The sequence below is a fragment of the Blattabacterium cuenoti genome, from assembly GCF_014251655.1.
Lineage (GTDB): Bacteria > Bacteroidota > Bacteroidia > Flavobacteriales > Blattabacteriaceae > Blattabacterium > Blattabacterium cuenoti_I.
This window is the reverse complement of the sequence record NZ_CP059225.1, coordinates 401082-427733: the sequence shown is the minus strand read 5'-3', so window position 1 is coordinate 427733 and position 26652 is coordinate 401082. Positions and strand designations below refer to the sequence as shown.

Here is a 26652-nt window from a genome sequence, read left to right as displayed (position 1 = left end):
ATGTTTAGTGAAAAAATACAAATAGAATTAATAAAACAGATAAATAGAGAATCAGAGTCTTCTCAATTATATTTATACATGGCTTCATATGTTGAAAGTTCAGGGTTTGAAGGAATATGTGAATTCTTATATGATCATTCAAATGAAGAAAGAATGCATATGTTAAAATTAATAAGATATATTAATCAAAGAGGAGGAAACGTTATTTTTAATAAAGTCTGTATTAAAAATACAATATATGGATCTATAAAAGAATTATTTAAAAAATTACTTGATCACGAAAGAAAAATTTCTAGTAAAATAAATTTTTTAGTTGAATTATCTTTGCAAGAGAAGGATTATTTTACATATAATTTTTTACAATGGTATATAGAGGAACAAATAGAGGAAGAATCTTTAATTAAGACGATTTTGGATAAAATCGAATTAATAGGAGAAGATAAAGGAGGTTTATATTTATTAGATAGAGATATAAGAAAAATTCATAATAAATAAAAAACAATGAATATAAGAAAAATTATCTTTTTTTTATGCATAATATTTTTTGAAAGTTGTTCTATTTTTTCAGAAAAAAAACATCATCTATCATATGATGAAAACAATACAAATGAAGAATCATTGTTTGAAAGTGGAAAACGTTCTTATTATTCTTCTTTAGACTTAAATTTGGATCAAACAAAAACTCATATTGCTATTAATAAATTACAAAAGTTTGTACAAACCTATCCATATAGCTATAGAGTCAAAGAAGCTTATAGATTATTGAACGATTTATTAATGAAAATAGAAAAGAAAAACTATTATATAGCCAATCTTTATTTTTTAATGCGAAGATATAAAGCATCTTTGATGTATTTTCAGGATTTTATAAAAGATTTTCCAGATAGTTGTTTTCAAGAAAAAGTTTTATATAAGATTTGTCTTTCTCAATATCATCTTTTAAGGAAAAACGATTTTGTAAAATCGTATGAGGAATATATAAAATATTTTCCATATTCTCCTAATGCAAAGAGGTTAAAGTTTTTGTATAAAAAATTAAAAAAATTATGAATTTTAATGCTCCTAACAATACAGAAACAATAGATCGTATAAAATTAGAAAATAAATCAGGTAAAAATATATATGAAACTATATGTATTTTAGAAAAAGTTAGTCAGAAAATTAGTGATAAAATAAAAATAGATTTAGATAATAAGTTGGAGGAATTTAACATTATAAATAAAAATAATTTAGAAGAAATTTTTGAAAATAAAGAACAAATAGAATTATCGAAATTTTATGAACAGCTTCCAAAAGCTACATCTATTTCTATTCAATATTTATTGGATGAAAAAATAAAAATTTAAATTATTTTGTTTTTATAATCTTTCATAAATTTATCTAATCCTATATCCGTTAATGGATTACGTAATAGATTTTTTATAACTTGTATCGGAGAGGTAACTGCATATATTCCAATTTTTGAACATTCTATAATATGTAAAGGAGTACGTATTGAAGCAGCCAAAATTCTTGTTTTAAAATTGTAATTTTCGTATATTTTTTTGATATTTTTTATCAAATGAAGTCCGTTATAAGAAATATCGTCTATTCTTCCTATAAAAGGAGAAACATAATAAGCTCCAGATTTAGCGGCTAAAATAGATTGTCCTTCAGAAAAAACAAGAGTACAATTAGTTTTTATTCCTTTTTTGGAAAGAAAATTGATAGACTTAATCCCATCTTGTGTCATAGGTATTTTCACTATAATTCTTGGATGTACAAGTGATAATTCTTCTCCTTCTTTAACCATATCTTCATAGTTAGTACTAATCACTTCTGCACTGATGTCTTCTTCATTTTTTAAAAGATGACATATAGATAAATAATGACTTCGTATTTCTTTTTGATTAGAAACTGATTCTTTAGAAATCAAAGACGGATTTGTAGTTATTCCATCTAACATTCCTAATGATCTTGCTTCGTGAATTTCTTCTAAATTGGCCGTATCTATGAAAAATTTCATATATCGTTTAATCTTCTAAGGTACAAATTTAAAATATTTTGTTTAATAAAAACGAATTATTGTTTTTTTCTTAATTGAAAATAGATTTTTCGATAAATAAAAATCTGTAAATTTATTGGTTCATATTATATTTAAATTTATGCATTTTGATATTATTATTTTAGGAAGTGGTCCAGCTGGTTATGTATCATCGATACGTGCTGCACAATTAGGAATGAAAACAGCTATAATAGAAAAAGAATCTCTTGGAGGAATTTGTTTAAATTGGGGTTGTATTCCTACTAAATCTCTTTTAAATAGTGCAAAAATTTTACAATCTATCAGAAAAAATGGAGAATTATTTGGAATAAAAAATGATCAAATAAAGATTGATTATTCTAAAATTATTGATAAAAGTAGAAATGCAGTAGATAAAATGAAAAAAGGAATTTCATTTTTAATGAAAAAGAACGGAATTCATGTTATTCATGGAAATGCAAAATTGAAAAAAGAAAAAAAAATTGAAATATTTCAAAATGAAAAAAGTGTAGGAGAATATAAGTCTAGACACATTGTTATCGCTACTGGAGCAATTCCTAAAATTGAAAAAAAGTTTCAATATGATGGAAAAAAAATTATAACATATAAAGAAGCTCTTTCTTCTCTTTCTTTACCAAAAAAAATAATTATTGTGGGTTCTGGATCTATAGGATTGGAGTTTGCATATTTTTACCATTCTATGGGAACAAAAGTTACTATTTTAGAAATTGCTACAAAACTTTTTCCAAATGGAGATGATGAAATTTCTGATTATTTAGAATCATCATTAAATAAAATGGGAATTACAAGTTATACATCTTCTTCTATTAATAAAATCACCTATACTAATAATGGAAAAATATTAGTTGAAGTAAAAACTTTAGAAGACAATCATATCGTTTTAGAGACTGATATAGTTTTATATGCTATAGGAATTATTCCTAATATAAAATTAATTGGATTAGAAGAAATAGGAATTCAAATTGAAAAAGGATTTATTGTAGTAGATGACAATTACCGTACTAATATAGATGGATATTATGCTATAGGAGATGTGATAAATACTCCTTCTTTAGCTCATGTTGCTTCACATGAAGCGATAAATTGTATTGAAAATATAAAAGGTTTTAGTTGTCAAAAAATAGATTATAACAATGTTCCTAAATGTGTATATTCATTTCCTGAAATTGCTTCAGTAGGTTATACTGAAAAAGAATCAAAAGAAAAAGGATTTAAGGTAAAAGTCTCTAAATTTCCATTTAGTGCTATTGGAAGAGCAATTTCTGATGAATATACCGATGGATTTGTAAAAGTAATTTTTGATGCTAAATATGATGAATGGATAGGTTGTCATATGATAGGTAATCAGGTAACTGATTTAATATCAGAGGTAGTAATTGCAAGAAAATTAGAAGCTACTAGTTATGAAGTTATGGGAACTATACATCCACATCCATCATTAAGTGAATCTATTTTAGAATCTGTATCAAATGCTTATGGAAAAGCAATTCATTTATAATTTATTATACAATAAATAAAAACCTTCTCATTTACTTCTTTGGTTGATACAAAAATCAAGTAATAAACTGATAGAAATGAAATATTCTGTTCTAATATATTACATGAATGTTTATAATTTTTGTTGTTTTATGATACATATTATATTGTTTGGTCCACCAGGATGTGGAAAAGGAACCCAAGCTAAAATTATAGCTAATAAATTTAATTTTATTCACTTATCTAGTGGAATGATTTTTAGAGATCATATAAGAAAAAAAACAAGTTTAGGAAAAATCGTTAGGTATTATATTAATAAAGGGACGTTAGTCCCTGATCTTATTACTACAAATATGTTGAATTTAGAAATTCAAAAATATTCTCATGCTAAAGGTATTATTTATGATGGATATCCTAGAACAAAAAATCAAATTTTTTCTTTAGAAAGAAGATTAAAAAAATTTTTTCTAGGAAAAATAAATATAATTTTCTATTTTTCAATTCAAAAAAATTTGATAATAAATAGATTATTAAAAAGAGGAAAAACAAGTCATCGTGATGATGACGCAAATATTCTTACAGTACAAAGAAGAATAAAAGAATATGATAAGGAAACTTCTTTTATTTGGAATAATGGAAAAAAATGGAAAAATAATATAATAAAATTAAATGCCTCTCTTTCTATAGATCAAATTTCTACTTTTATAGAAGAAAAAATAAAAAATATCAAAAAATAATTATGAAAAATAGTTTTATAGATTTTATAAAAATTTATTGTAAAAGTGGAGATGGAGGGCCTGGATGTATCCATTTTTATAGAGATAAATATATAGTAAGAGGAGGGCCTGATGGTGGATCAGGTGGAAATGGAGGCAATATTATTATCCAAGGGAATCCTCATATTCATACTTTTTTTCATTTGAGATATAAAAGACATTGGATGGCAAAATCTGGTTGTCCTGGTGGAGGAAATAATATAACAGGAAGTAACGGTAAAGATTTATTAATAGAAGTTCCCATAGGAACTATAATAAAAAATGAAAAAAAAAATGTGATAATGGAGATCACTAAAGATTTCCATAAAAAAATTTTATTTGAAGGAGGAAAAGGAGGAAAAGGAAATGCTTTTTTTAAAAGTTCAACTCATCGATCTCCTTATTATGCACAATCAGGAATAAAAACAAAAGAAAATTGTATTTTTTTAGAACTAAAGATTTTTTCAGATGTAGGATTTGTAGGGTTTCCTAATACGGGTAAATCTACTTTACTTTCTGTTCTTACAAAAGCAAAACCAAAAATAGGAAATTTTGCTTTTACTACTAAAAAACCACATTTAGGTGTAGTTAAAATGAATTTTAATTCTTTTTTAGTTGCAGATATTCCAGGTATTATAGAAAATGCGTCTGAAGGAAAAGGTTTAGGACATTATTTTTTAAGACATATAGAACGTAATTCTGTTTTATTATTTCTTGTTTCTTCAGAAACAAAAAATAAGAAAACAGAATATTTTATATTGTTAAATGAACTAAAAAAATTTAGCTATAAATTATTAAATAAAAAACGTTTATTAGCAATTTCTAAATCTGACTTAATTGATGACAAAAAAAAAAGAAAAATAAGGAATCTTTTTTTGAAAGAAAATATTATTTTCATATCTTCTTTTACAAAAGAAGGATTAATTGAATTAAAGAATAAGTTATGGAACTTAATTAGTAATTAGAAAGTTTTTTCATGACAATATTTTTATCTACATTCAATACATTTTTAATGTTTTCTATATCGAACATATAATCAAGAAATATTTTTTCACAAAAAGTTCGTAATCCTCTAGCTCCAAGACCTAATTGAAAAGTTTTATCTACTATAATATCTAAAGCTTCATCTGTAATGTTTATAGATACTTTATCCATATCAAACAATTTTTTATATTGTTTAATCAAAGCATTTTTTGGCTCTATTAGTATTTGTTTTAACATGTTTTTATCTAATGGATTTAGATTAGTTATTATAGGAAATCTTCCTATGATTTCAGGTATTAAACCAAATTTTTTTAAATCTATAGCTAAAATATTTTTTAGATAATGGTAATTTTTTTCTCTATTATTTTTTTTTCTTTCTTTGGTAAGAAAACCTATAGATATTTTTTCTATTCTATCAGAAATTATTTTTTCGATTCCATCAAAAGTTCCTCCAGCTATAAATAATATATTTTCAGTATTGATCTGTATCATTTTTTGATCCGGATGTTTTCTCCCTCCTTGTGGAGGGACATTTATTACGGATCCTTCCAGTATTTTAAGTAGAGCTTGTTGGACTCCTTCTCCAGATACATCTCTGGTGATGGAAGGATTATTACTTTTTCTAGAAATTTTATCTATTTCATCTAAAAATATTATTCCCTTTTCCGCGGAACGTATGTCGTAATTAACAGATTGTAATAATCTTGTTAAAATAGATTCAACGTCTTCTCCTACATATCCTGCTTCAGTTAAAGTTGTAGCATCAGCTATAGCAAAAGGAACTTTTAAAAGTTTAGATATACTTTTTGCTAATAAGGTTTTCCCTGTACCTGTCTTTCCGATCAATAATATATTTGATTTTTCTATTTCTGTATGTTGCTCATTTTTTTCTTTTTCTTTTTCTTTTTGAGAAATACGTTTATAATGATTATAAACAGCAACAGAAATTATTTTTTTTGCCTCATTTTGTCCTATAACATATTTATCCAAAAAAGATTTTATTTCTCTAGGTTTTTTTATTTCTATGGATTCGTATTTATTATTATCAATATTTTTTTCTGAAAATTTTTTATGAATAATAGAGTAAGTTTTTTCTATGCAATAATTACAAATATGGCCACTAATTCCCGATATCAAAAAATGAATTTCATTTTTTTTTCTTCCACAAAAATTACATTTTAATAATGAGTCTTCCATAAAAATCATTCCATCTATCTATCCATAAAAATAAATAAAAGGAGCAAGCGGATCTACATCACATCGCTACAAACCTTATTTACCTTTGCTGTGTTCCCACCCTGGAGGATTTTATAGGGAGCTGATTGTGTAGAACTTGCTCCATTGTTTAGTGTAAATATAAAAAAAAAATCATAAATTCTTGTTTTTTTATATAAATTAGTTTATATCCTGTGATATTAAAGTTTTTATTTATTGTTTTTTTGTATTATTTGATTTTTTTTGATGGAAACAAAATACATTTTTATTACAGGGGGAGTCTCCTCTTCTTTGGGAAAAGGAATTGTTTCTGCTTCTTTGGGAATGTTATTAAAAGCAAGAGGATATAAAATATCTATTTTAAAATTGGATCCTTATTTTAATGTAGATCCGGGGACTTTAAATCCTTATGAACATGGAGAATGTTTTGTAACGAAAGATGGAGCAGAAACAGATTTAGATTTAGGTCATTATGAACGATTTTTGAATCAATCCACTACTAGAAAAAATAATGTAACATCTGGTTTAATATATAAAACTGTCATTGATAATGAAAGAAAAGGAAATTATTTAGGAAAAACAATACAGGTTATCCCTCATATAACTGATGAAATTAAAAGACGGATAAAAATACTTGGAGAATCTAGAAATTATGATATTATTATTACCGAAATAGGAGGTACTGTTGGAGATATAGAAAGTTTACCATATATAGAGACAGTACGTCAACTTAAATGGGAATTAGGAAAATTTAATGGATTAGTAATTCATTTGACTTTACTTCCATATATTCCAGTAACTGGGGAGATAAAAACAAAACCAACACAGCATTCTGTTCGTAATTTAATGGAAAAAGGAATACAGGCAGATATTATTGTTTGTCGAACAGAAAAACATATATCTAAAAATATTAGAAACAAATTAGCCTTGTTTTGTAATGTAAAACCAAAACATGTTATAGAATCAATTGATACAAAAATTATATATGAAATTCCTTGTCTATTACATTTCCAAAACTTTGATAAAGTAGTATTAAATCATTTAAATTTATCTACTATCATTGCTCCAAACCTAGAAATTTGGAAAATTTTTATTAACAAATATAAAAATCCAAAATATAAAATTAAAATAGCATTAGTTGGGAAATATGTTTCTTTACATGATTCTTATAAATCGATTACAGAAGCATTAATTCATGCAGGAACAGAAAGTGAAATTTCTATTAATATAAAATGGATTTATTCAGATATGATAGAAGAAAAAAATATGAAAAAATATTTCTATGGAGTTTCAGGAATTTTAGTAGCACCTGGATTTGGAAATAGAGGAATAGAAGGAAAGATTCTTGCTGCAAAATATGCAAGAGAAAATAAGATTCCATTTTTTGGAATATGTTTAGGAATGCAAATCGCTGTTATAGAATTTGCTAGAAATGTATTAGGATTAAAAAAAGCAAATAGTTATGAAATAAATCCAGATACCTCTCATCCAGTAATAAATTTAATGGAAAAACAAAAAAAATTAATTTATAAAGGAGGGACTATGCGTTTAGGAAATTGGAAATGTCTTTTAATAGAAGGATCAAAAATATTTTCTATTTATGGAGGAAAGAAAGAAGTTTTTGAAAGACATCGTCATCGATATGAATTTAATAATAATTATTTAGAATGTTTTTCTAATGCTGGAATGAAAGTAGTTGGAATAAATCCAGATACAGGTTTAGTAGAAGCTTTAGAATTAGAAAATCATATATTTTTTTTGGGAGTTCAATACCATCCAGAATATAAGAGTAGAGTCACAAATCCGCATCCTTTATTTATAAATTTTGTGAAAATTGCGAAAAATTACAAATACTGTAATCATCAGAATTATTCTTTTATATGATGAAGGACAATAGATTAGATTATAGTTCTATAATAGGACTATTTCTTATATTATTTATTTTAACAATTTTCACGTATTTCAATGTAAATAATAATCAAGAAAAAAAAGAAACTATATATATTTCAAAAAAAATTATTCCTTCAAAAAAGAAAAAAAATAATTTTTTTTCATTAGAAAATAATGTTTTAAAATTGAAAATATCTTGTATAGGAGGAATGATAAGTGAAGTTTTCTTAAAAAAATATAAGGCTTATAATAATTCTTTTTCATCTCATTCTAGAGATCTATATTTAGTAAAAAATTCTAGTTTAGAATACAATATTTCTTTTTCTAAAAAGAAAAAAAAAGGGATAAATATTAATACAAATACTCTTATATTTAAACCTTTTTCAATAACAAATCTAAAAAAAATACGGATTATTGTTATGAGAGCTAAAAATCCATATGGAGAAGGATTTTTAGATTTTATTTATACAATAAAAAAAAATCAATATGATGTTGGTTTTTATGTACGAACAAAAAATTTTCATTCTTTCAATAAATCAGTTTTTCTAAACTTAGAACAAAAAGTTTTTTCCTTAGAAAAGGATAGAGATTGGGAGAATTCTTATACTCAAGTATATTATTCTACAGGATCTTCTCCTAAACCTAAGAAAGTTAAATATTTATCTGAAAAAAATATAGAAAATAAAGGTATTCCTGATATAAATTGGATTGCTCATAAACAGCAATTTTTTTCTTTTATATTTATTCCTGAGGAAATATTAAGAAATGTTTTTATTCGTTCTGAAAATTTTTCGTCAGGATATTTTTTGAAAAAAATTCAATTTTATACAAAAATAAAAAATTCAAAAAAAAATAAAGAATTTTATTTTTCTTTTCGTTTTTATTTTGGCCCCTTGGATTTTAATTCTTTAAAAGAATATCAAAGTGGATTTGAAAATATAATTCCATTTGGATGGGGTTTTTTAAAATGGATTAATAAGTATTTTTTTTTAATAATTTTTCAATTTTTGGAGAAAACAAATTTAAATTATGGTGTTATTATTATTTTAATGACTATTGTAGTGAAATTTATATTATATCCAATTACATATAAGCAATATAAATTAAGTGCAATTATGAAATTAATTCGTCCAGAAATAGAAGAAATAAATAAAAAATATAGTAATGGTAGTAAAGATGCTTTGAAAAAACAAAGAGCAATGATGGAATTATATCATAAAGTAGGAATTAATCCGATGTCTGGATGTATTTCTACATTATTTCAAATTCCTATTTTTTATTCATTATTTAAGTTTTTTCCTACTATAATTAATTTGAGAGGAAAATCTTTTTTATGGGTAGAAGATTTAACATCATATGATTCTATCTTGGAGTTCCCTTTTTTTATTCCTTTTTACGGAAATCATGTAAGTTTACTTACCTTATTATATTCATTAGCATTACTAGTTTATACTAGAATAAGTAACAGTGAAAATAAGGATATTTCTAAAAAGGAAACTAATTCTATTCCTAATATGAATTTTATATTATATTTGACTCCTATTATTATGTTATTATTTATCAATAGTTATGCCTCTGCTTTATCTTTATATTATTTTACATCTAATATTATTAATATTGGTTTTTTATTTTTTATTAAAAAATTCATATTAGATGAACAAAAAATTCTTATGAAAATTCAAGACAAAAAATTAAAAAAACATAGTCATTGGAGGACTATGATTAAAAAAATCATTAACAAAAAAATTACGGAATCAAAAACTTGATTTCTTTTTGAGAAAAAAAATGAAATTTTTGATTATCAGTTAGTTCTATAATTAAAAATCCTTCTTCATTTATAGATCGAATGATCCCTTTAACAGATTTACTTATTCTGTATATATAAAAATATGAAGTTATATCTTTTAAATATAAATTATTAATATAATATTTTCTAATGTAGTTCTCTCCAAATGTTAGAAAAAAAAAATACTCTTCTTGAATAGAAAATACAAGGTTATGAAAAATATGGAATAATTTTAAGTTTATGTTTTTTAAAATTTCTTCTAAAGAAATAGCATGATCTAGTTTAATGGGGTATATGTTTAAACCTATTCCGATAATACTCGTATGAATTTTTTTTATGGATATACTATTCTCTATTAAAATACCTCCTATTTTTTTATTGTTTGAAATAATATCATTAGGCCATTTGATCCAGAATTTTTTTTTTTGATATTTTGACAAAGTTTTATGTACAGCATTACTTATGATAACATTAATTATGTATTTTTTTTCAATAGGAAAATTTTTAATAGGTTTAAAAATAATGCTAAAAGTAAGGCCTTTATTTTTTTCTGAATACCAAAAGTTTTTTTCTGATCCTTTTCCTTTAGTTTGATTCATTGTCCAAATGACAATCCAATTTTTTTTGTTCAAAATATATTTATTGGCATATTGGGTTGCATATTGGTTTGTAGAATTAATTTTTTTTAAAAAAATAAAATCAATGGGCCAAATAAACTTTTTCAAATAAAATATGTTATAAAATTGATTTTCATTTAAAGTGAAAAACTTATTTTTGTTTTATACAATTTAAAAAAAAAAAGACCCTTATTTTTATAATATTTAAAAATAATTTTGCTTTGTTATTAGATAAGATTATAGAAGGAATTCAAATACTTAAAGGAAAAAATATATCTATTTTGAATTTAAAAAATAGAAAAAATTTTATTTGTGATTATTTTGTGATTTGTGATGGAGAATCTTCTCGTCAAGTACATGCTATATCTCAATCTATAGAAAAAATTACAATTGAAAAATTAAAAATAAAACCTTGGCATGTAGAAGGATTGAAAAGTAAAGAATGGATTTTAGTTGATTATATTTCTATTGTAGTTCATATTTTTCAACAGGATATTAGATTACATTATAAGATAGAAGATCTTTGGAATTAAAAATCAGATAAATAAATTTTATAAAATCATGAATAAATCTATTATTTTATTAATATGATAAATAAAAAAGTAAAAAGTAAAAATAACTTTTTTTGGGTATATGCAGTGATATTTGCTATATTTTTGGGTATATTTTTTTTTAAGTCCTCTTTATCTAATCCTAAAAAAATAGATCAGGACACTTTTTTTGATATTTTAGCAAAAGGAGAAGTTCAAAAAATTATAGTAAAACATAGAGAAATAGTACATGTTCATCTAAACAAAAAATTATTATCTGATGAAATTAATTATCATCAAGAAAAAAATAAAAGAATCATTGCACAACCATTACAATATGAATTTGAAATTGGAGATTTACAATTTTTTCAAAAAAAATTTGAAGAATATAAGAAAAAGTACAATCTTAATACTCTTATTGATTTTAAAAATCAACAGGAATATACAATTACCAAATTTTTCTTTGATTATGGTATTTTTTTCATATTGTTAGTTGTGTTTTGGGTTTTTATTTTTAGAAGAATAGGTTCTACAGGGGGGGGGCCTGGTGGACAAATATTTAATATAGGAAAATCTAGAGCTAGATTATTTGACGAGAATGATGATGTAAAAATAACATTTAAAGATGTAGCAGGATTAGAAGGAGCAAAAGAAGAAGTTCAAGAAATAGTAGAATTTTTAAAAAGTCCTCAAAAATATACTAAACTTGGTGGTAAAATACCTAAAGGAGCCTTGTTAATTGGCCCCCCTGGTACAGGAAAAACCTTATTAGCAAAAGCTGTTGCTGGAGAAGCAAAAGTTCCTTTTTTTTCTTTATCAGGTTCAGATTTTGTAGAAATGTTTGTTGGAGTAGGAGCTTCTAGAGTAAGAGATTTATTTGAAAAAGCTAAAGATAAATCTCCATGTATTATATTTATTGATGAAATAGATGCTATAGGAAGAGCTAGAGGAAAAAGTAGTATAGCTGGATCTAATGACGAAAGAGAAAATACTTTAAATCAATTATTAACAGAAATGGATGGGTTTGGAACTCATACGAATGTAATTGTTTTAGCGGCTACTAATAGATCCGATATTTTAGACAAAGCTTTACTACGTCCTGGACGTTTTGATCGTACAATATTGGTAGATCCACCTGAATTGAATGAGAGAAAAGAGATATTCAAAGTTCATCTTAAAAAGTTAATATTATCTAATAGTGTAGATATAGATTTTTTGTCAAGACAAACACCTGGATTCAGTGGAGCTGATATAGCAAATGTTTGTAATGAATCAGCATTAATTGCTGCAAGAAAAAATAGATCTGAAATAAAAAATAAAGATTTTTTAGATGCAATAGATCGTATTATAGGAGGATTAGAAAAAAAGAATAAAATAATTAAGCCAAATGAAAAAAAACGAATAGCTTATCATGAAGCTGGACATGCTACAATAAGTTGGTTATTAGAACACGCCTCTCCTTTAGTTAAAGTAACTATAGTACCAAGAGGTAAATCTTTAGGATCTGCATGGTATCTTCCAGAGGAAAGACAATTAACCACTCCAGAACAAATGAAAGATGAAATATGTGCTTTATTAGCAGGTAGATCTGCCGAAGAAATTATTTTTAGTAGTATTTCTACCGGAGCTTTAAATGATTTGGAAAGAGTTACTAAACAAGCACAATCTATGGTAGCTATTTTTGGATTAAATGAAAGAATTGGTAATATTTCTTATTATGATTCTACAGGACAAAATGAATTTTCTTTTTCTAAACCTTATAGTGAACAAACAGCTCAAATCATAGATGAAGAAATATCCAAAATTATAACAGAACAATATCAGAGAGCAAAAAAAATATTGAAAAATAATGAGGAAAAATTGATTATGTTAGCTAATGAATTATTAGAAAAAGAAGTTATTTTTAGAAATGATTTAATAAAAATTTTCGGAGAAAGGCCTTATCCTGATGAAATTGGGGATATGCTAAAAGTTCCATTAGGAATCAAATAAAATGATGAAAATAAAGAAAGATTTATTAAACTTTCTAATAAGATTACTTACTGGTTTTTTTTATGTATTATTAATAGTTTTTTCTATTGAAAATGGAGAAAAAATATTTAGAATTATAATGATGATACTTTCTTTTTTTTGTTTATTCGAATTTTTAATTATATCTGGAACCAATATAATTTTAATTAAAATATCTTCTTTATTTTTTATTTTATCTATATTAATTGATATTCTTATGATTAAAAAAGGATTAAATTCGTATATAGTATGTTTTATTCCTTATTCCATAATTTTTTTTGTTATTCAATTATTTTCTGATAAATATTCTCATAAGGAAAAAATAGCACAAGTAAGTCATTTGACTTTGGGATTAGTATATATTATTATTCCTTTTTATTTAGCTTCTTATATATATACTACTGTTTATTGTGGAAAAAATTTAATATTAGGTATTTTTATTTTAATATGGACCCATGATTCTTTATCTTATCTAATTGGAAAAAAATGGGGAAAAACGAAGATAGCTGTATCGATTTCTCCCAATAAATCTATAGAAGGGTTTTTAGGAGGTTTATTTTTCTGTTTAATATTAGGATTTTTTTTATTCCGAATATGGGGTAAAAAATATTGGTTTATTTTATCTTTTGTAATTCCTATATTATCGACTATTGGAGATTTTGTAGAGTCTATTATTAAGAGATCTTATAATGTAAAAAACTCTAGTGTTTGGTTACCAGGACATGGAGGTTTTTTAGATAGATTGGATAGTTTTATTTTTGTTATTCCAATTATATCAACGATAGTCATTGGAATTCTTTATTTTTTTTAAAAAAAAAGATGATTCATAGAGAAGGGTTCACATATTTATTATATGCATTTATTATAATATCATTATTAATATCGATTTCTTTTTTTTTATTTTCTAGGTTAATTTTTTTTCTCATTTCTATGTTTTTAATTGTTCACTATATTTTTTTTATTTTCTTTTTTAGAAATCCAAAAAGAAGTTTAAAATATGATAATGATTTTGGAAAAGAAATAGTTATATCTCCTGCAGATGGAAAAATTGTTGAAATACAAAAAGTTTTTGAAAATGAATTTTTAAAAAAAAATTGCATATGTATATCCATTTTTATGTCTCCTTTGAATGTACATGTTAATAGATTTCCTGTATCTGGTAAGGTTATTTATGTTAAATATCATCCAGGAAAATATTTAATAGCTTGGTTAAAAAAGTCATCGTTGAATAACGAACGTACGACTATCGTGGTAAAAACTAGCAAAGGAAAAAAAATATTATTTAGACAAATAGCAGGGTTTTTAGCTAGACGTATAGTTCTATATGCAAAAAAAAATACCATAGCAAGAAAAGGAGAAGAATTTGGATTCATTAAATTCGGATCTAGAATTGATATATTTTTACCTTTAAATTCTACTGTATTAATAAAAAAGGGAGAAAAAGTTATTGGAGGGGAAACTAAAATTTCTGATATTTCCTTATCAGGATAAAAAAGACTCCCTTTTTATTTAATCATAAATTATTTTATTTTACTTCTTCATAATCTACATCTTGTACATTTTCATTTCCTTTATTACTGTTTTTTTTGTTTTCCTTTTTTTTTGATTGATCATCTTTTTTTGCATATATCTCTTGAGAAGCATTAGCCCATGCTTCATTCAATTTATTCATACTTTTATCAATAGCGGAAAAATTTTTATTAGAATGAGCTTTTTTTAATTCTTCTAAGGAATTTCGTATATTTTTTTTATTAATTTCTGATAATTTATTTTCATGATCTTTTAATTGTTTTTCAGATTGAAAAATCTGATTATCTGCAGCATTTAATTTTTCTATTTCTTTCTTTATATTTTCATCTTTTTCTGCATTTTCTTTTGCTTCTCTTTTCATTTTTTCTATTTCTTCTTGATTTAATCCTGAAGAAGTTTCAATTCGTATGAATTGTTCTTTTCCTGTTCCTTTATCTTTTGCAGATACATTAAGAATCCCATTAGCATCTATATCAAAGGTAACCTCTATTTGAGGAATTCCTCTAGGAGCTGGAGGTATATCGACTAAATCGAATCGTCCTATTTCTTTATTATCATTAAACATAGGTCTTTCTCCTTGTCCAACACGTATAGTAACTGCGGACTGGTTATCCGATGCAGTAGAAAATATTTCAGATTTTTTAGTAGGTATAGTTGTATTAGAATCAATAAGCTTTGTAAAAACTCCTCCTAAGGTTTCAATTCCCAAAGATAAAGGAGTTACATCTAATAATAATACATTTTGAACATCTCCTGTTAACACTCCTCCTTGTATAGCGGCACCAATAGCTACAACTTCATCTGGATTTACCCCTTTAGACGGTTTTTTTCCAAAAAATTTATCTACTTCATCCTGTACCTTTGGAATTCTAGTAGATCCACCTACTAAAATGACCTCATCTATATCTTTGGTATTTAAATGAGCATCTTCTAATGCTTTGGAACAAGGATTAATAGATCTTTGTATTAATTTTTCGGATAATTGTTCAAATTTTGCTTTAGTTAATGGAATAACTAAATGTTTAGGACCAGACTCTGTAGCTGTGATATACGGAAGATTAATTTCTGTTTGATTAGAAGAAGATAATTCTATTTTTGCTTTTTCGGAAGCTTCTTTTAAACGTTGTAAAGCCATAGGATCTTTTCTAAGATCTAGTCCTTCTTTATGTTTAAATTCATCGGATAAATAATCAATTATTACCTGATCGAAATTATCACCTCCTAAATGAGTATCTCCATTGGTAGATAAAACTTCAAAAACCCCATCTCCTAATTCTAAAATAGATACATCAAATGTCCCTCCTCCTAAATCATATACAGCTATTTTTTTATTTTGATTATTTTTATCTAGTCCATAAGCTAAAGCAGCTGCAGTGGGTTCGTTTATAATTCTCTCTACTTTTAATCCAGCTATTTCTCCGGCTTCTTTAGTTGCTTGTCTTTGTGCATCATTAAAATAAGCTGGAACCGTAATAACGGCTCTATTGACTTCTTCACCCAAATAATCTTCAGCAGTTTTTTTCATTTTTTGTAGAATCATTGCTGATATTTCTTGTGGAGCATATAATCTATTTTCTATATCTACCCGAGGAGTATTATTTCCTCCTTTTATAACTTTATAAGGGATATGTTTTAATTCTTCGGAAACTTCTGAATACATTCTTCCCATAAATCGTTTAATAGAAAAAATAGTTTTTTGTGGATTAGTAACTGCTTGTCTTTTTGCAGGATCTCCTATTTTTCTTTCTCCTCCTTCTACGAAAGCAACTATAGATGGAGTGGTTCTTTTTCCTTCTGAATTAGGGATTACGATAGGATCATTAATTTCCATAACAGCAACACAAGAATTTGTTGTTCCTAGGTCTATTCCTATAATTTTACTCATTTTTATTACGTTTTTTTCATATTTAGTTTAATCATTCAATTAATTAGATATCCAATCATTATGCCATACATGAAATAACTCCATAAATAGAAAGGGGTGTAACGCATACATAAAAAATTTTTCTTACATACAGGTTTCTTTTATGACAAAAAGTCATTAATTAAAGTTTTTAAAATTTATTATATTATATTTAAAAATAAAAATATGGATTCACTGAGTCTTAAAACTATTTCATATAACAAAAATTATATAATAAAATCATGGATAATAATGGATGCTACTGATCAAATTCTTGGTAGATTTTCTTCTAAAATCGCTTTTATTATGTTAGGGAAACATAAACCTTTTTTTTCTTATCATGTAGATTGTGGAGATTATGTAATAGTCATTAATTCTGACAATATTAGATTAACTGGGAAAAAATGGAATAAAAAAAAATATATTCATTATACTGGATATCCGGGGGGACAAAAAGAAATTCCTATTAAACGTTTATTTAATAAAGACTCAAGAGATATAATTTATAAAGCAGTGAAAGGTATGCTTCCAAAGAATCGTTTAGGTCGTTTAATATTTAAAAACCTTTATGTTTATAAAAAAAATGAACATAAACATCAAGCACAAAAACCCATAAAATTAAATTAGATTATGATTCATTCTATAGGAAGAAGGAAAAGATCTCTTGCTAGAATATATTTAAAATCGGGAACTGGAGTGATTATAGTTAATTCTAAAAAAATAGATCAGTATTTTCCAATGTATGTTCATCAAAAAATTTTATTTCCTATGAAAATTGTAGATAAATTAGATCATTTTGATATAACTATTAAAGTTTTTGGAGGTGGGTTCAATAGTCAAGCTGAATCGATTTGTCTTGCAATATCTCGTGCCCTTTGTCAAATTGATATAAAACATAGGAGTATATTAAAGGATGAAGGATTATTGACCCGTGATTCTAGAGAAGTAGAAAGAAAAAAATTTGGTCAAAAAAAAGCAAGAAAGAAATATCAATTTTCAAAACGTTAGAATTTTATTTTATTATGTTTAATAACAAAAAAATATGGAAATAAGTACTCAAGATTTATTGAAAGCTGGAGTTCATTTTGGACATATTGCACGAAAGTGGAATCCTAATATGCGTCCTTTTATTTTCATGAAAAAAGGGGGTTTTCATCTTATAGATTTATCAAAGACTATTTTACAATTAAAAGAAGCTTGTGAAGAATTGAAAAAAATAGTTATTACTGGTAAAAAAATATTATTAGTAGGGACAAAAGCTCAAGCTAAAGAAAAAGTATCTTATTATGCAAAAAAAATACATATGCCTTGTGTAACAGAAAGATGGTTAGGTGGATTTCTTACGAATTTTACAACTATTCGTAAATCTGTTAAAAAAATGAATAATATAGATAAAATGAAAAAAAATGGAACTTTTAATACTCTTTCTAAAAAAGAAAGATTATTAGTGGATAGGCTATATTCAAAATTATATAAAAATATTGGTAGTATTTCTACTATGAATCATATTCCAGGTGGAATTTTTCTTGTAGATCCAAATAAAGAAAAAATAGCTTTAACAGAAGCTAAAAAACTAAATATTCCTATTTTTGCTATGGTGGATACTAATACAAATCCTCATGGAATACACTATCCTATTCCTTCTAATGATGATTCTTCTAAATCAATAAATATTATTTTAAAATTTATATCCGAAGCTATTCAACATGGAATTTCTATAAAAAATAAGAGTGATAATGAAGAGAAAAATATGAAAAAATAATGAAAATCACGGTCGGTTTAGTTAATCAATTAAGAAAGATAACGGGAATTGGAATAATGGATTGCAAAAAAGCTTTAATCGATTCCAATGGAAATATGGATCAAGCCATTTGTTCTTTGAGAAAAAAAGGTAAAAAAATAGTTATAAATCATCATTCATTTGGAGCAAAAGATGGGGGATTAATCTCTTCCATTAATAGAGATAATTCATGTGGATCGATTATAGGAATTAGTTGTGAAACTGATTTTCTTTCTAGAAATTTTGAATTTTTAGATTTTTTATCGATGTTATCGGAAAAATCATTACTGTATAATACAAAAGAAGATTTTTTGTCTAGTTCATACGATGAAGATCATAATGTAAAAGAAGTTATTTTATATAAAATGGACATTTTTGGAGAAAAATTAGATTTAAAAATTTTTGAAAAAATAAATTCTCCATTTGTTATGAATTATACTCATTTTAACAATAAAATAGCAGTTATAGTTGGTTTTTCTTATAAAATATCGGATGTTATAGCTAAAAATATAGCGATGCATATTGCAGCAATGAATCCTATATCTATAGATGAAAATAAATTTCCAAATTCATTAATAAAAAAAGAAATTGAAATTATTAAACATCAGGTTGAAAAAAATAAAAATTCAGAAAAAATAATAAAACAGGTAATTCAAGGTAAATTAAAAAAATTTATATGTAATAATACTCTTATTAATCAAAAATTTATCAAAAACGACAAAATTACTATTCGAGAATATTTAAATACATTCAATAATTTAAAAATAAATCTTTTTAAAAGAATAAGCATTTAATGGAATTATTTGAATGAAAAAAAAAATAGTATTAATAATTTTAGATGGATGGGGGGTTTCTTCTAATAATTATTTTTCTTCTGCCATAGAACAAGCTCATACTCCATTTATAGATTTTTGTTCCAAAAATTATCCATTTAGTAGATTAAATGCATCAGGATCTTATGTAGGATTACCTAAAGATCAAATGGGGAATTCAGAAGTAGGACATATTAATTTAGGATCCGGACGAAAAGTAATTCAAAGTTTGGAAGAAATTAATATTTCCATTAAAAATGGATTATTTAGAAAAAAAATAGATCCTTTTTTTGAAGAAATCCATACTTCAGGAAAAAGAATCCATTTTATTGGATTATTATCAGATGGGGGAGTTCATTCTCATATGAATCATCTTTTTACACTTCTAAAAATAGCTAGTGAAAAAAAAATAGAGAATGTTTTTATTCACGTATTTACAGATGGAAGAGATACTTCTACAAAAAAGAGTATTTTTTATATAAAAAAACTTTTAGAAAAAACTAGAAAATATGTTGGAAAACTATCTTCTGTTATCGGAAGATATTATTCTATGGATCGGGATCAAAGATGGGATAGAATAAAAAAATCATACGATGCTATGGTTTATTCAAAAGGTATTTATACTAAAGACATTGTTTCATCTATAGAAAAATTCTATGAAAATGGAATAACTGATGAATTTTTACCTCCTTTAATAATAGTAAATGAAGAAATAGGATTACCTATTTCTAAAATTCAGGAAGGAGATATTGTTTTTTGTTTTAATTTTCGTCCAGATCGTTCTAGACAAATTACAGAATTATTGATAGGATATAAGGAAAATTCTTTTCCTTGGGTAAAAAAATTGAATCTACATCGTTATATTACTATGACCTCTTTTAATTCTGAATATAAAAATGTTGAAGTTTTTTTTGAAAAAAAATGTTTAAAAAATACTTTAGGGGAGATTTTAGAAAAAGAAGGTAAAAAACAAATTCGTATTGCAGAAACAGAAAAATATCCACATGTCACTTTTTTCTTTTCAGGAGGAAGAGAAGTCCCTTTTAATCAAGAAATAAGAATATTATGTGAATCTCCTAAAGTAGATACTTATGATTTAATTCCTGAAATGAGTGCAATGAAAATTGTAAAAAAAATTATTCCAGAATTAAAAAGAAAAGAATCAGATTTTATTTGTTTAAATTTCGCCAATCCAGATATGGTAGGACATACTGGTAAAATGAAAGAAACTATAAAAGCTTGTGAATTTGTAGATAAATGTACAAAACTTTGTTCTGAAGAAGCTATAAAAAATTCATATACAGTTATTATAGTAGGAGATCATGGAAATGCAGATTTAATGATTAATTCAGATGGAACTCCTAATACAACTCATAGTTGTTCTTTAGTCCCTTTTATTCTTTTAGATAGAAATATAAAAAAGAGAAATATTGTATTAAAAAAACTAGGATCTTTGTCAGATGTAGCTCCTACTATTCTATTTTTAATGAAAATACCTATTCCTCATATTATGAATGGTTGTTCTATTATAAAATATTACAAAAAATAATTGGATTTTGATGCAGTTAAAAACTATTGAAGAAATAATTTTAATAAAAAAAAGTGCTTTTTTGGCCTCTAGAACATTGGGAATGTTGTCCAAAGAAGTAAAACCAGGAGTAAATACCCTTTATTTAGATCAATTAGCAGAGAGTTACATAAGAGATCATGGAGGAATTCCTGCTTTCCTAGGATTGTATGGATTTCCAAATACTTTATGTGTTTCTCCTAATTATCAAGTAGTACATGGAATTCCAAATTTAGATCCTTTACGTGAAGGAGATATCCTATCTATAGATTGTGGAGTATATATGAATGGATTTTATGGAGAACATGCTTATACTTTTGAAGTAGGAAATATTTCAAATGAACTAAAAAAATTTCTTCGTTGTTCGAAACAGTCTCTTTACGTTGGAATTTCTAAGTGTCGATTTGGAAATAGTATAGGAGATATAGGAGCTTCTATCCAATCATATGTTGAAAAACATGGATATAATATTGTAAAAGATCTTGTAGGTCATGGAATTGGAAAAGAAATGCATGAAGCACCTCAAATTCCTAATTTTGGTAGAAAAGGAGAAGGTTTAAAATTAAAAAATGGATTAGTTCTTTCTATCGAACCTATGGTTAATTTTGGAACATCTGAAATTGTTTTTCACAAAGATGGATGGACTATTACTACATTAGATAAAAAACATTCTTCTCATTATGAACAAAATATTGCAATTGTAGATGGATTACCTTGTCTACTTTCTACTTTTCGTTATATTTATAAAGAATTGAATATAAGATCAATAGAAGAAGATGTTTTTCAAAATAAAAAAATAAATATTGATAACTTTTAATGTTAATTTATTGATTTAATTGTATTTTTTCATTAAATAGCATAATTTGCATTCTAACACATAGAATATGCCTACTATACAACAATTAATTAGAAAAGGTCGAACTTCTATTTTGAAAAAAAGGAAATCTATTGCATTAGAATTTTGTCCTCAAAAAAGAGGAGTATGCACTAGAGTTTATACTACAACCCCAAAAAAGCCAAATTCAGCAATGAGAAAAGTGGCTAGAGTCCGTTTTACAAATGGAAGGGAAGTTATTAGTTATATAATAGGAGAAGGGCACAATCTTCAAGAACATTCAATAGTATTAGTTAAAGGAGGGAGAGTAAAAGATTTACCAGGAGTAAAATATAAAATAGTACGAGGAGCCAGGGATACAGCAGGAGTTAATGGAAGAAAAAAAAGTAGAAGTAAATATGGGGCTAAAATAACTAAAAAAGATTAAACTATTAATTATCAATGAGAAAAACAAAAAAAAAAAATAAGATATATTTTCCTGATCCTAAATTTAATGATTCTCTTGTTACACGTTTTGTGAATCATTTGATGAAAAATGGAAAGAAAAATATAGCGTATAAAATATTTTATAATGCTATGAAAAAAATAGATCTTATAAAAGAAAAAGAAGATAAAACTGCATTAGAAATATGGAAAGAAGGATTAAAAAATGTTATGCCTCATGTAGAAGTTAGAAGTCGTCGTATGGGAGGCTCTAATATACAAGTTCCTATTCCCATTTCATCTAACAGTAAAATAACAAAAGCAATGAAATTATTGATATCTTGTGCTTTTATTAGAAATGAAAAAACAATGTCTAATAAACTAGCATTTGAAATATGGGATGCTTTTAAAGAACAAGGAGAGGCTGTAAAAAGAAAAGAAAATATTCATAAAATGGCTGAAGCTAATAAAGCTTTTTCTCATTTTAGATTTTAGTTTTTTATTTTCATTACATGATGTCTAAAAATTTAGAATATACAAGAAACATAGGAATAGCAGCACATATTGATGCAGGAAAAACTACTACAACGGAAAGAATTCTATTTTATACAGGTATTAATCATAAAATAGGAGAAGTTCATGATGGAGCAGCTACCATGGATTGGATGCAACAAGAACAAGAACGTGGAATAACTATAACTTCTGCTTCTACATGTTGTGAATGGATATATAAAAATAAAAAATATCAGATTAACATTATAGATACTCCAGGACATGTTGATTTTACTGTAGAAGTAGAAAGATCTATGAGGGTGCTAGATGGGATGGTTGTTTTATTCAGTGCTGTAGATGGAGTAGAACCTCAATCGGAAACAGTATGGAGACAAGCAGACAAATATGGAATACCTAGAATTGCTTTTGTGAATAAAATGGATCGTCAAGGAGCCGACTTTTTTAATGTATCTATTCAAATACGAAAAATATTAGGAGCGAATTCAGTTCCATTACAAATTCCTATTGGAAATGGGGATAGCTTTATAGGAGTAGTCGATTTGATTTCGAATAAAGCAGTAATATGGGATGATAAAAATTATGGAATGACATATAGGGAAATTCCTATTCCAGATAAAATGAAAAAATTGGTTAATGATTATAAAAATAATCTTATTGAAATTTTATCCGAACATGATGATGTTATCATGGAAAAGTTTTTATTTGATAGTACTTCTATTTCAGAAGATGATATTATTCTTTCTTTACAAAAGAATACGATAAGAATGAAAGTTACTCCTATTCTATGTGGTTCTTCTTTTAAAAATAAAGGAGTACAAGCTGTATTGGATGCTATATGTAGATATTTACCGTCTCCTCTTGAGGTAAAAGATATAGTAGGGATAAACCCTATGACCCATAAAAAAGAAACTAGAAAACCTAGCGAAAATGAGCCTTTTTCAGCTTTAGCTTTTAAAATAGCAAGTGATCCTTTTGTGGGGCGTTTAGCCTTTTTTAGAGTTTATTCTGGAAAAATAGAATCTGGGTCTTATAGCTTTAATTCTAGATCTAAAAATAAAGAACGTATTTCTAGAATATATCAAATGCATGCTAATAAACAAAACCCTATAGATAGAATTGGACCTGGAGATATAGCGGCTATAGTAGGATTTAAAGATATTAAGACAGGAGATACTTTGTGTGATGAAAAACATCCAATTTTATTAGAAAATATATCGTTTCCTGAACCTGTTATAGGTTTAGCAATAGAACCTAAATATAAATCCGATATAGATAAGATGAGTTTCGCTTTATCTAAATTGATGGAAGAAGATCCTACTTTTCAAGTAAGAACGGATTGTTATACAGGACAAACTATTATTTCTGGAATGGGAGAACTACATTTAGAAGTTCTTGTAGATAGAATGAAAAGAGAATTTAAAGTTGAAGTGAATCAAGGTAATCCTCAAGTAGAATATAAAGAAGCCTTAACAGAATTGGTAGAACATAGAGAAATTTATAAAAAACAAACAGGAGGTAGAGGAAAATTTGCCGATATTTTATTTAGATTGGAACCGGGAAATATAGGAAAATCTGGTTTAGTATTTATTAATAAAATTAAGGGAGGAAACATCCCTAAAGAGTATATTCCTTCTATAGAAAAAGGATGTAAAGAAATGATGAAAAACGGGCCTTTATCTGGATATGAAATAGACAGTGCTAAAGTAACTATATTAGATGGATCTTATCATTCTGTTGATTCGGATCAACTTTCTTTTGAATTAGCAGGGAAATTAGGATTTAAAGAAGCTGCAAAAAAAGCTAAACCTGTCTTATTAGAACCTATTATGAAATTAGAAGTTCTTGTTCCGGAAATTAATATGGGAGATGTGATAGGAGATTTGAACCGTAGAAGAGGTGTTATTCAAAATATGAATAGTAAAAATAATATAAAAGTGATCCAAGCTTTGATTCCTTTATCTGAAATGTTTGGATATGTAACAACGTTACGAACTCTTTCTTCTGGAAGAGGAACTTCTGTTATGGAATTTTCTCATTACGATATGGTTCCTTCCAATGTGATAGATAATATTATTATAGAAAACCGTAATAAAAGAATAAAAAAATAATAATATGGGTCATGATATAAAAATTAAATTAAAGTCTTATGATTATAACTTATTAGATAAATCAGCGGAGAGGATTGTGAATTCTGTATTACCTACAGGAGTAATATTGAACGGACCAGTTCCTTTACCTACTGAAAAAAAAATATTTACGGTATTACGTTCTCCTCATGTAAATAAAAAATCTAGAGAACAGTTTTTTCTTCCTACTCATAAAAGGCTTTTACAAATACATAATGCTTCATCTAAAACAGTAGATGCATTAATGAAATTAGAATTACCTAGTGGGGTTGAAGCAGAAATAAAAGTGTAAAAAAAATGGCAGGACTAATAGGAAGAAATATAGGAATGACAAGTATTTTTGTAGAAAATGGAGAACATGTTCCATGTACTATTGTTCAAGTAGGACCCTGTTATGTAGTTCAAATAAAAACAATAGAAAACGATGGTTATTTTTCTATTCAGTTAGGAATTGATGATAAAAAGATAAAAAAAACTAATAAATCTTTGTTAGGTCATTTTAAAAAAGCTGGATTGTCTCCTAAAAAAAAATTAATAGAATTTAGAAATAGTTCAAGTTCAGTTATTCCTTTTTCTTTAGGTAGTTTAATTCATATAGATTTATTTAAAGAAGGAGAATTAGTAGATATTCAAGGAATTTCTAAAGGAAAAGGATTTCAAGGTGTAATGAAAAGGCATCATTTTTCAGGTGTTGGAGAAAGAAGTCATGGGCAACATAATCGTTCTAGATCTCCTGGTTCTATAGGGGCTGGATCTGATCCCTCTCGTGTTTTTAAAGGAAAAAAAATGGCTGGAAAAATGGGTAAAAAGAATATAACTATTAAGAATTTAACAATATTGAAAATTGATACAATTCAAAACCTTTTGGTTTTAAAAGGATCAGTACCAGGAAATAAGAATTCCTATTTGATGATTAAAAAAAAGAAATGGAATTAAATATTTTAGATATCAAAGGAAATGAGACTAATAAAAAAGTAGAATTTAATGAAAATATTTTTTCTAAAAAGTCTTATCATTATTCTGTTTATTTAGAAATAAAAAGATATCTATCTGCTCAACGTCAAGGGACACATAAAACTAAAGAAAGAGGAGAATTATCTGGAAGTACGAGAAAACTACATAGACAAAAAGGAACGGGAAGTTCTAGAAAAGGAAATATAAAGAATCCAATTTTTAGAGGTGGAGGTAGGGTTTTTGGTCCTAGACCAAGAAAATATTCATTGAAATTAAATAAATTTACTAAAAGTAGAGTCAAAAAATTTATTATTGAGCATAAATTAATGCATAATAAAATAAAAATTATAGAAAATATTGATTTAGAAAAACCAAAAACCAAATTTATTTTAAATTTGTTGAATTTTTTGAAATTGAAAAATGAAAAATCTTTAATGATTTTAGGAGAAGGAAACAAGAATTTATATTTATCATCTAGAAATTTAGAAAATTTTAAATTATTAAATATAAATGAGCTAGATTGTTTTTCATTATTAAATTTTTCATATCTTATTTTTTCAGAAAATTCTATACAAAAGCTTAAAAAATTTTTGTCTATTTAATTATTTATTAAGATTATGATCTTTGTTAAACCTTCTATTACGGAAAAATCTTCTAAGAGAATTAAGGATAACTATTACACTTTTTATGTACGTATAAATTGTAATAAAATTCAGATAAAAAAAGAAATAAAAAAAGTATTTGGATGTTCTGCTAAAAATGTTAGAACAATGATTTATCCTAGAAAAGATAAATCTAAGTATACTAAAAAAGGATTTATTTATGGAAAAACTATTAGAGTAAAAAAAGCTATCGTACAAATTAATGAAAACCAAAAAATTGATTTTTTTAACCAAAAATAA

The 26652-nt window shown here is 25.6% G+C and carries 29 protein-coding genes and 1 other RNA gene; 25 read left to right on the top strand and 5 right to left on the bottom strand.

What is annotated here, in order from left to right:
• The 3 genes from H0H63_RS02085 to H0H63_RS02075 are packed head-to-tail and all read left to right on the top strand — an operon-like array spanning position 1 to position 1346.
• Entirely contained in the window at positions 1-495 is a 495-nt protein-coding gene (locus H0H63_RS02085) for a ferritin (protein ID WP_185858372.1), read from the top strand.
• Between the two features lie 6 nt (positions 496-501).
• Entirely contained in the window at positions 502-1050 is a 549-nt protein-coding gene (locus H0H63_RS02080; RefSeq protein ID WP_185858371.1) for an outer membrane protein assembly factor BamD, read from the top strand.
• Positions 1047-1346 carry a hypothetical protein gene (locus H0H63_RS02075; RefSeq protein WP_185858370.1) on the top strand — a complete coding sequence of 100 codons (300 nt, stop codon included), beginning with the start codon at positions 1047-1049 and terminating at the stop codon, positions 1344-1346. Before H0H63_RS02080 ends, H0H63_RS02075 begins: the two co-directional genes overlap by 4 nt.
• Here the strand turns inward: H0H63_RS02075 and fsa are convergent.
• On the bottom strand, positions 1343-2005 hold the full coding sequence (fsa, locus tag H0H63_RS02070) for a fructose-6-phosphate aldolase (protein WP_185858369.1): 663 nt from the start codon (positions 2003-2005) through the stop codon (positions 1343-1345). The genes H0H63_RS02075 and fsa overlap by 4 nt on opposite strands.
• A 139-nt stretch (positions 2006-2144) precedes the next feature.
• Between fsa and lpdA the strand changes: the two genes are divergently transcribed.
• The 3 genes from lpdA (at position 2145) to obgE (ending at position 5240) form a co-directional block, all read left to right on the top strand.
• On the top strand, positions 2145-3542 hold the full coding sequence (gene lpdA, locus H0H63_RS02065; protein ID WP_185858368.1) for a dihydrolipoyl dehydrogenase: 1398 nt from the start codon (positions 2145-2147) through the stop codon (positions 3540-3542).
• 130 nt (positions 3543-3672) lie between these two features.
• Positions 3673-4257, top strand: a complete 585-nt coding sequence (locus H0H63_RS02060; RefSeq protein WP_185858367.1) for an adenylate kinase family protein — start codon at positions 3673-3675, stop codon at positions 4255-4257.
• A 2-nt stretch (positions 4258-4259) separates the two neighbouring features.
• The gene (obgE, locus tag H0H63_RS02055; protein ID WP_185858366.1) at positions 4260-5240 is read left to right on the top strand and encodes a GTPase ObgE; all 981 of its coding nucleotides are present in this window, start codon (positions 4260-4262) and stop codon (positions 5238-5240) included.
• Here the strand turns inward: obgE and clpX are convergent.
• Positions 5230-6456 carry an ATP-dependent Clp protease ATP-binding subunit ClpX gene (clpX, locus tag H0H63_RS02050; RefSeq protein WP_185858365.1) on the bottom strand — a complete coding sequence of 409 codons (1227 nt, stop codon included), beginning with the start codon at positions 6454-6456 and terminating at the stop codon, positions 5230-5232. The genes obgE and clpX overlap by 11 nt on opposite strands.
• A 39-nt stretch (positions 6457-6495) precedes the next feature.
• Positions 6496-6598, bottom strand: an RNA gene (gene ffs / locus H0H63_RS02045) — signal recognition particle sRNA small type.
• Positions 6599-6720: 122 nt separating this feature from the next.
• Between ffs and H0H63_RS02040 the strand changes: the two genes are divergently transcribed.
• Both H0H63_RS02040 and yidC read left to right on the top strand, forming a co-directional pair.
• Positions 6721-8358, top strand: coding sequence for a CTP synthase (locus H0H63_RS02040; protein WP_185858364.1), 1638 nt, complete (start codon positions 6721-6723; stop codon positions 8356-8358).
• The gene (gene yidC / locus H0H63_RS02035) at positions 8358-10130 is read left to right on the top strand and encodes a membrane protein insertase YidC (RefSeq protein WP_185858363.1); all 1773 of its coding nucleotides are present in this window, start codon (positions 8358-8360) and stop codon (positions 10128-10130) included. Before H0H63_RS02040 ends, yidC begins: the two co-directional genes overlap by 1 nt.
• Here yidC and H0H63_RS02030 read toward each other — a convergent pair.
• On the bottom strand, positions 10111-10875 hold the full coding sequence (locus H0H63_RS02030) for a biotin--[acetyl-CoA-carboxylase] ligase (RefSeq protein WP_185858362.1): 765 nt from the start codon (positions 10873-10875) through the stop codon (positions 10111-10113). The two genes, yidC and H0H63_RS02030, sit on opposite strands and share 20 nt — an antisense overlap.
• Positions 10876-10988: 113 nt before the next feature.
• Between H0H63_RS02030 and rsfS the strand changes: the two genes are divergently transcribed.
• Genes rsfS through H0H63_RS02010 form a run of 4 tightly spaced genes read left to right on the top strand, consistent with a single transcriptional unit; the run spans position 10989 to position 14798 of the window.
• On the top strand, positions 10989-11300 hold the full coding sequence (gene rsfS / locus H0H63_RS02025; protein WP_185858361.1) for a ribosome silencing factor: 312 nt from the start codon (positions 10989-10991) through the stop codon (positions 11298-11300).
• Positions 11301-11354: 54 nt separating this feature from the next.
• Complete coding sequence (ftsH, locus tag H0H63_RS02020) at positions 11355-13289, top strand: ATP-dependent zinc metalloprotease FtsH (protein WP_185858360.1); 1935 nt, start codon at positions 11355-11357, stop codon at positions 13287-13289.
• Positions 13290-13293: 4 nt separating this feature from the next.
• Positions 13294-14118 carry a phosphatidate cytidylyltransferase gene (locus H0H63_RS02015; protein WP_185858804.1) on the top strand — a complete coding sequence of 275 codons (825 nt, stop codon included), beginning with the start codon at positions 13294-13296 and terminating at the stop codon, positions 14116-14118.
• 8 nt (positions 14119-14126) lie between these two features.
• Complete coding sequence (locus tag H0H63_RS02010; protein ID WP_185858359.1) at positions 14127-14798, top strand: phosphatidylserine decarboxylase family protein; 672 nt, start codon at positions 14127-14129, stop codon at positions 14796-14798.
• 34 nt (positions 14799-14832) lie between these two features.
• Here the strand turns inward: H0H63_RS02010 and dnaK are convergent, their stop codons facing one another.
• A complete protein-coding gene (gene dnaK, locus H0H63_RS02005; RefSeq protein WP_185858358.1) occupies positions 14833-16722 on the bottom strand; it encodes a molecular chaperone DnaK in 1890 nt (629 codons plus the stop codon).
• 204 nt (positions 16723-16926) lie between these two features.
• Between dnaK and rplM the strand changes: the two genes are divergently transcribed.
• From rplM to rplW, 13 genes are all read left to right on the top strand, one after another.
• Positions 16927-17367 carry a 50S ribosomal protein L13 gene (gene rplM / locus H0H63_RS02000; protein WP_185858357.1) on the top strand — a complete coding sequence of 147 codons (441 nt, stop codon included), beginning with the start codon at positions 16927-16929 and terminating at the stop codon, positions 17365-17367.
• A gap of 3 nt (positions 17368-17370) precedes the next feature.
• The gene (rpsI, locus tag H0H63_RS01995; protein WP_185858356.1) at positions 17371-17748 is read left to right on the top strand and encodes a 30S ribosomal protein S9; all 378 of its coding nucleotides are present in this window, start codon (positions 17371-17373) and stop codon (positions 17746-17748) included.
• Positions 17749-17782: 34 nt separating this feature from the next.
• The gene (gene rpsB / locus H0H63_RS01990) at positions 17783-18502 is read left to right on the top strand and encodes a 30S ribosomal protein S2 (protein ID WP_185858355.1); all 720 of its coding nucleotides are present in this window, start codon (positions 17783-17785) and stop codon (positions 18500-18502) included.
• On the top strand, positions 18502-19314 hold the full coding sequence (gene tsf / locus H0H63_RS01985) for a translation elongation factor Ts (protein WP_185858354.1): 813 nt from the start codon (positions 18502-18504) through the stop codon (positions 19312-19314). Before rpsB ends, tsf begins: the two co-directional genes overlap by 1 nt.
• A gap of 13 nt (positions 19315-19327) precedes the next feature.
• Positions 19328-20881 (top strand): 2,3-bisphosphoglycerate-independent phosphoglycerate mutase, encoded by a 1554-nt coding sequence (gene gpmI, locus H0H63_RS01980; protein ID WP_185858353.1) that lies wholly within the window; start codon positions 19328-19330, stop codon positions 20879-20881.
• 7 nt (positions 20882-20888) lie between these two features.
• Positions 20889-21716, top strand: a complete 828-nt coding sequence (gene map / locus H0H63_RS01975) for a type I methionyl aminopeptidase (protein WP_185858352.1) — start codon at positions 20889-20891, stop codon at positions 21714-21716.
• A 67-nt stretch (positions 21717-21783) separates the two neighbouring features.
• Positions 21784-22161, top strand: coding sequence for a 30S ribosomal protein S12 (gene rpsL, locus H0H63_RS01970; RefSeq protein WP_185858351.1), 378 nt, complete (start codon positions 21784-21786; stop codon positions 22159-22161).
• A gap of 14 nt (positions 22162-22175) precedes the next feature.
• Positions 22176-22652, top strand: coding sequence for a 30S ribosomal protein S7 (rpsG, locus tag H0H63_RS01965; protein WP_185858350.1), 477 nt, complete (start codon positions 22176-22178; stop codon positions 22650-22652).
• Between the two features lie 20 nt (positions 22653-22672).
• Complete coding sequence (gene fusA, locus H0H63_RS01960; protein ID WP_185858349.1) at positions 22673-24778, top strand: elongation factor G; 2106 nt, start codon at positions 22673-22675, stop codon at positions 24776-24778.
• Between the two features lie 4 nt (positions 24779-24782).
• Positions 24783-25088 (top strand): 30S ribosomal protein S10, encoded by a 306-nt coding sequence (gene rpsJ / locus H0H63_RS01955; protein WP_185858348.1) that lies wholly within the window; start codon positions 24783-24785, stop codon positions 25086-25088.
• Positions 25089-25093: 5 nt separating this feature from the next.
• Complete coding sequence (gene rplC / locus H0H63_RS01950; protein WP_185858347.1) at positions 25094-25732, top strand: 50S ribosomal protein L3; 639 nt, start codon at positions 25094-25096, stop codon at positions 25730-25732.
• Positions 25723-26352 (top strand): 50S ribosomal protein L4, encoded by a 630-nt coding sequence (rplD, locus tag H0H63_RS01945; RefSeq protein WP_185858346.1) that lies wholly within the window; start codon positions 25723-25725, stop codon positions 26350-26352. The genes rplC and rplD overlap by 10 nt, the downstream gene beginning before the upstream one ends.
• A gap of 15 nt (positions 26353-26367) precedes the next feature.
• Positions 26368-26652 carry a 50S ribosomal protein L23 gene (gene rplW / locus H0H63_RS01940; RefSeq protein ID WP_185858345.1) on the top strand — a complete coding sequence of 95 codons (285 nt, stop codon included), beginning with the start codon at positions 26368-26370 and terminating at the stop codon, positions 26650-26652.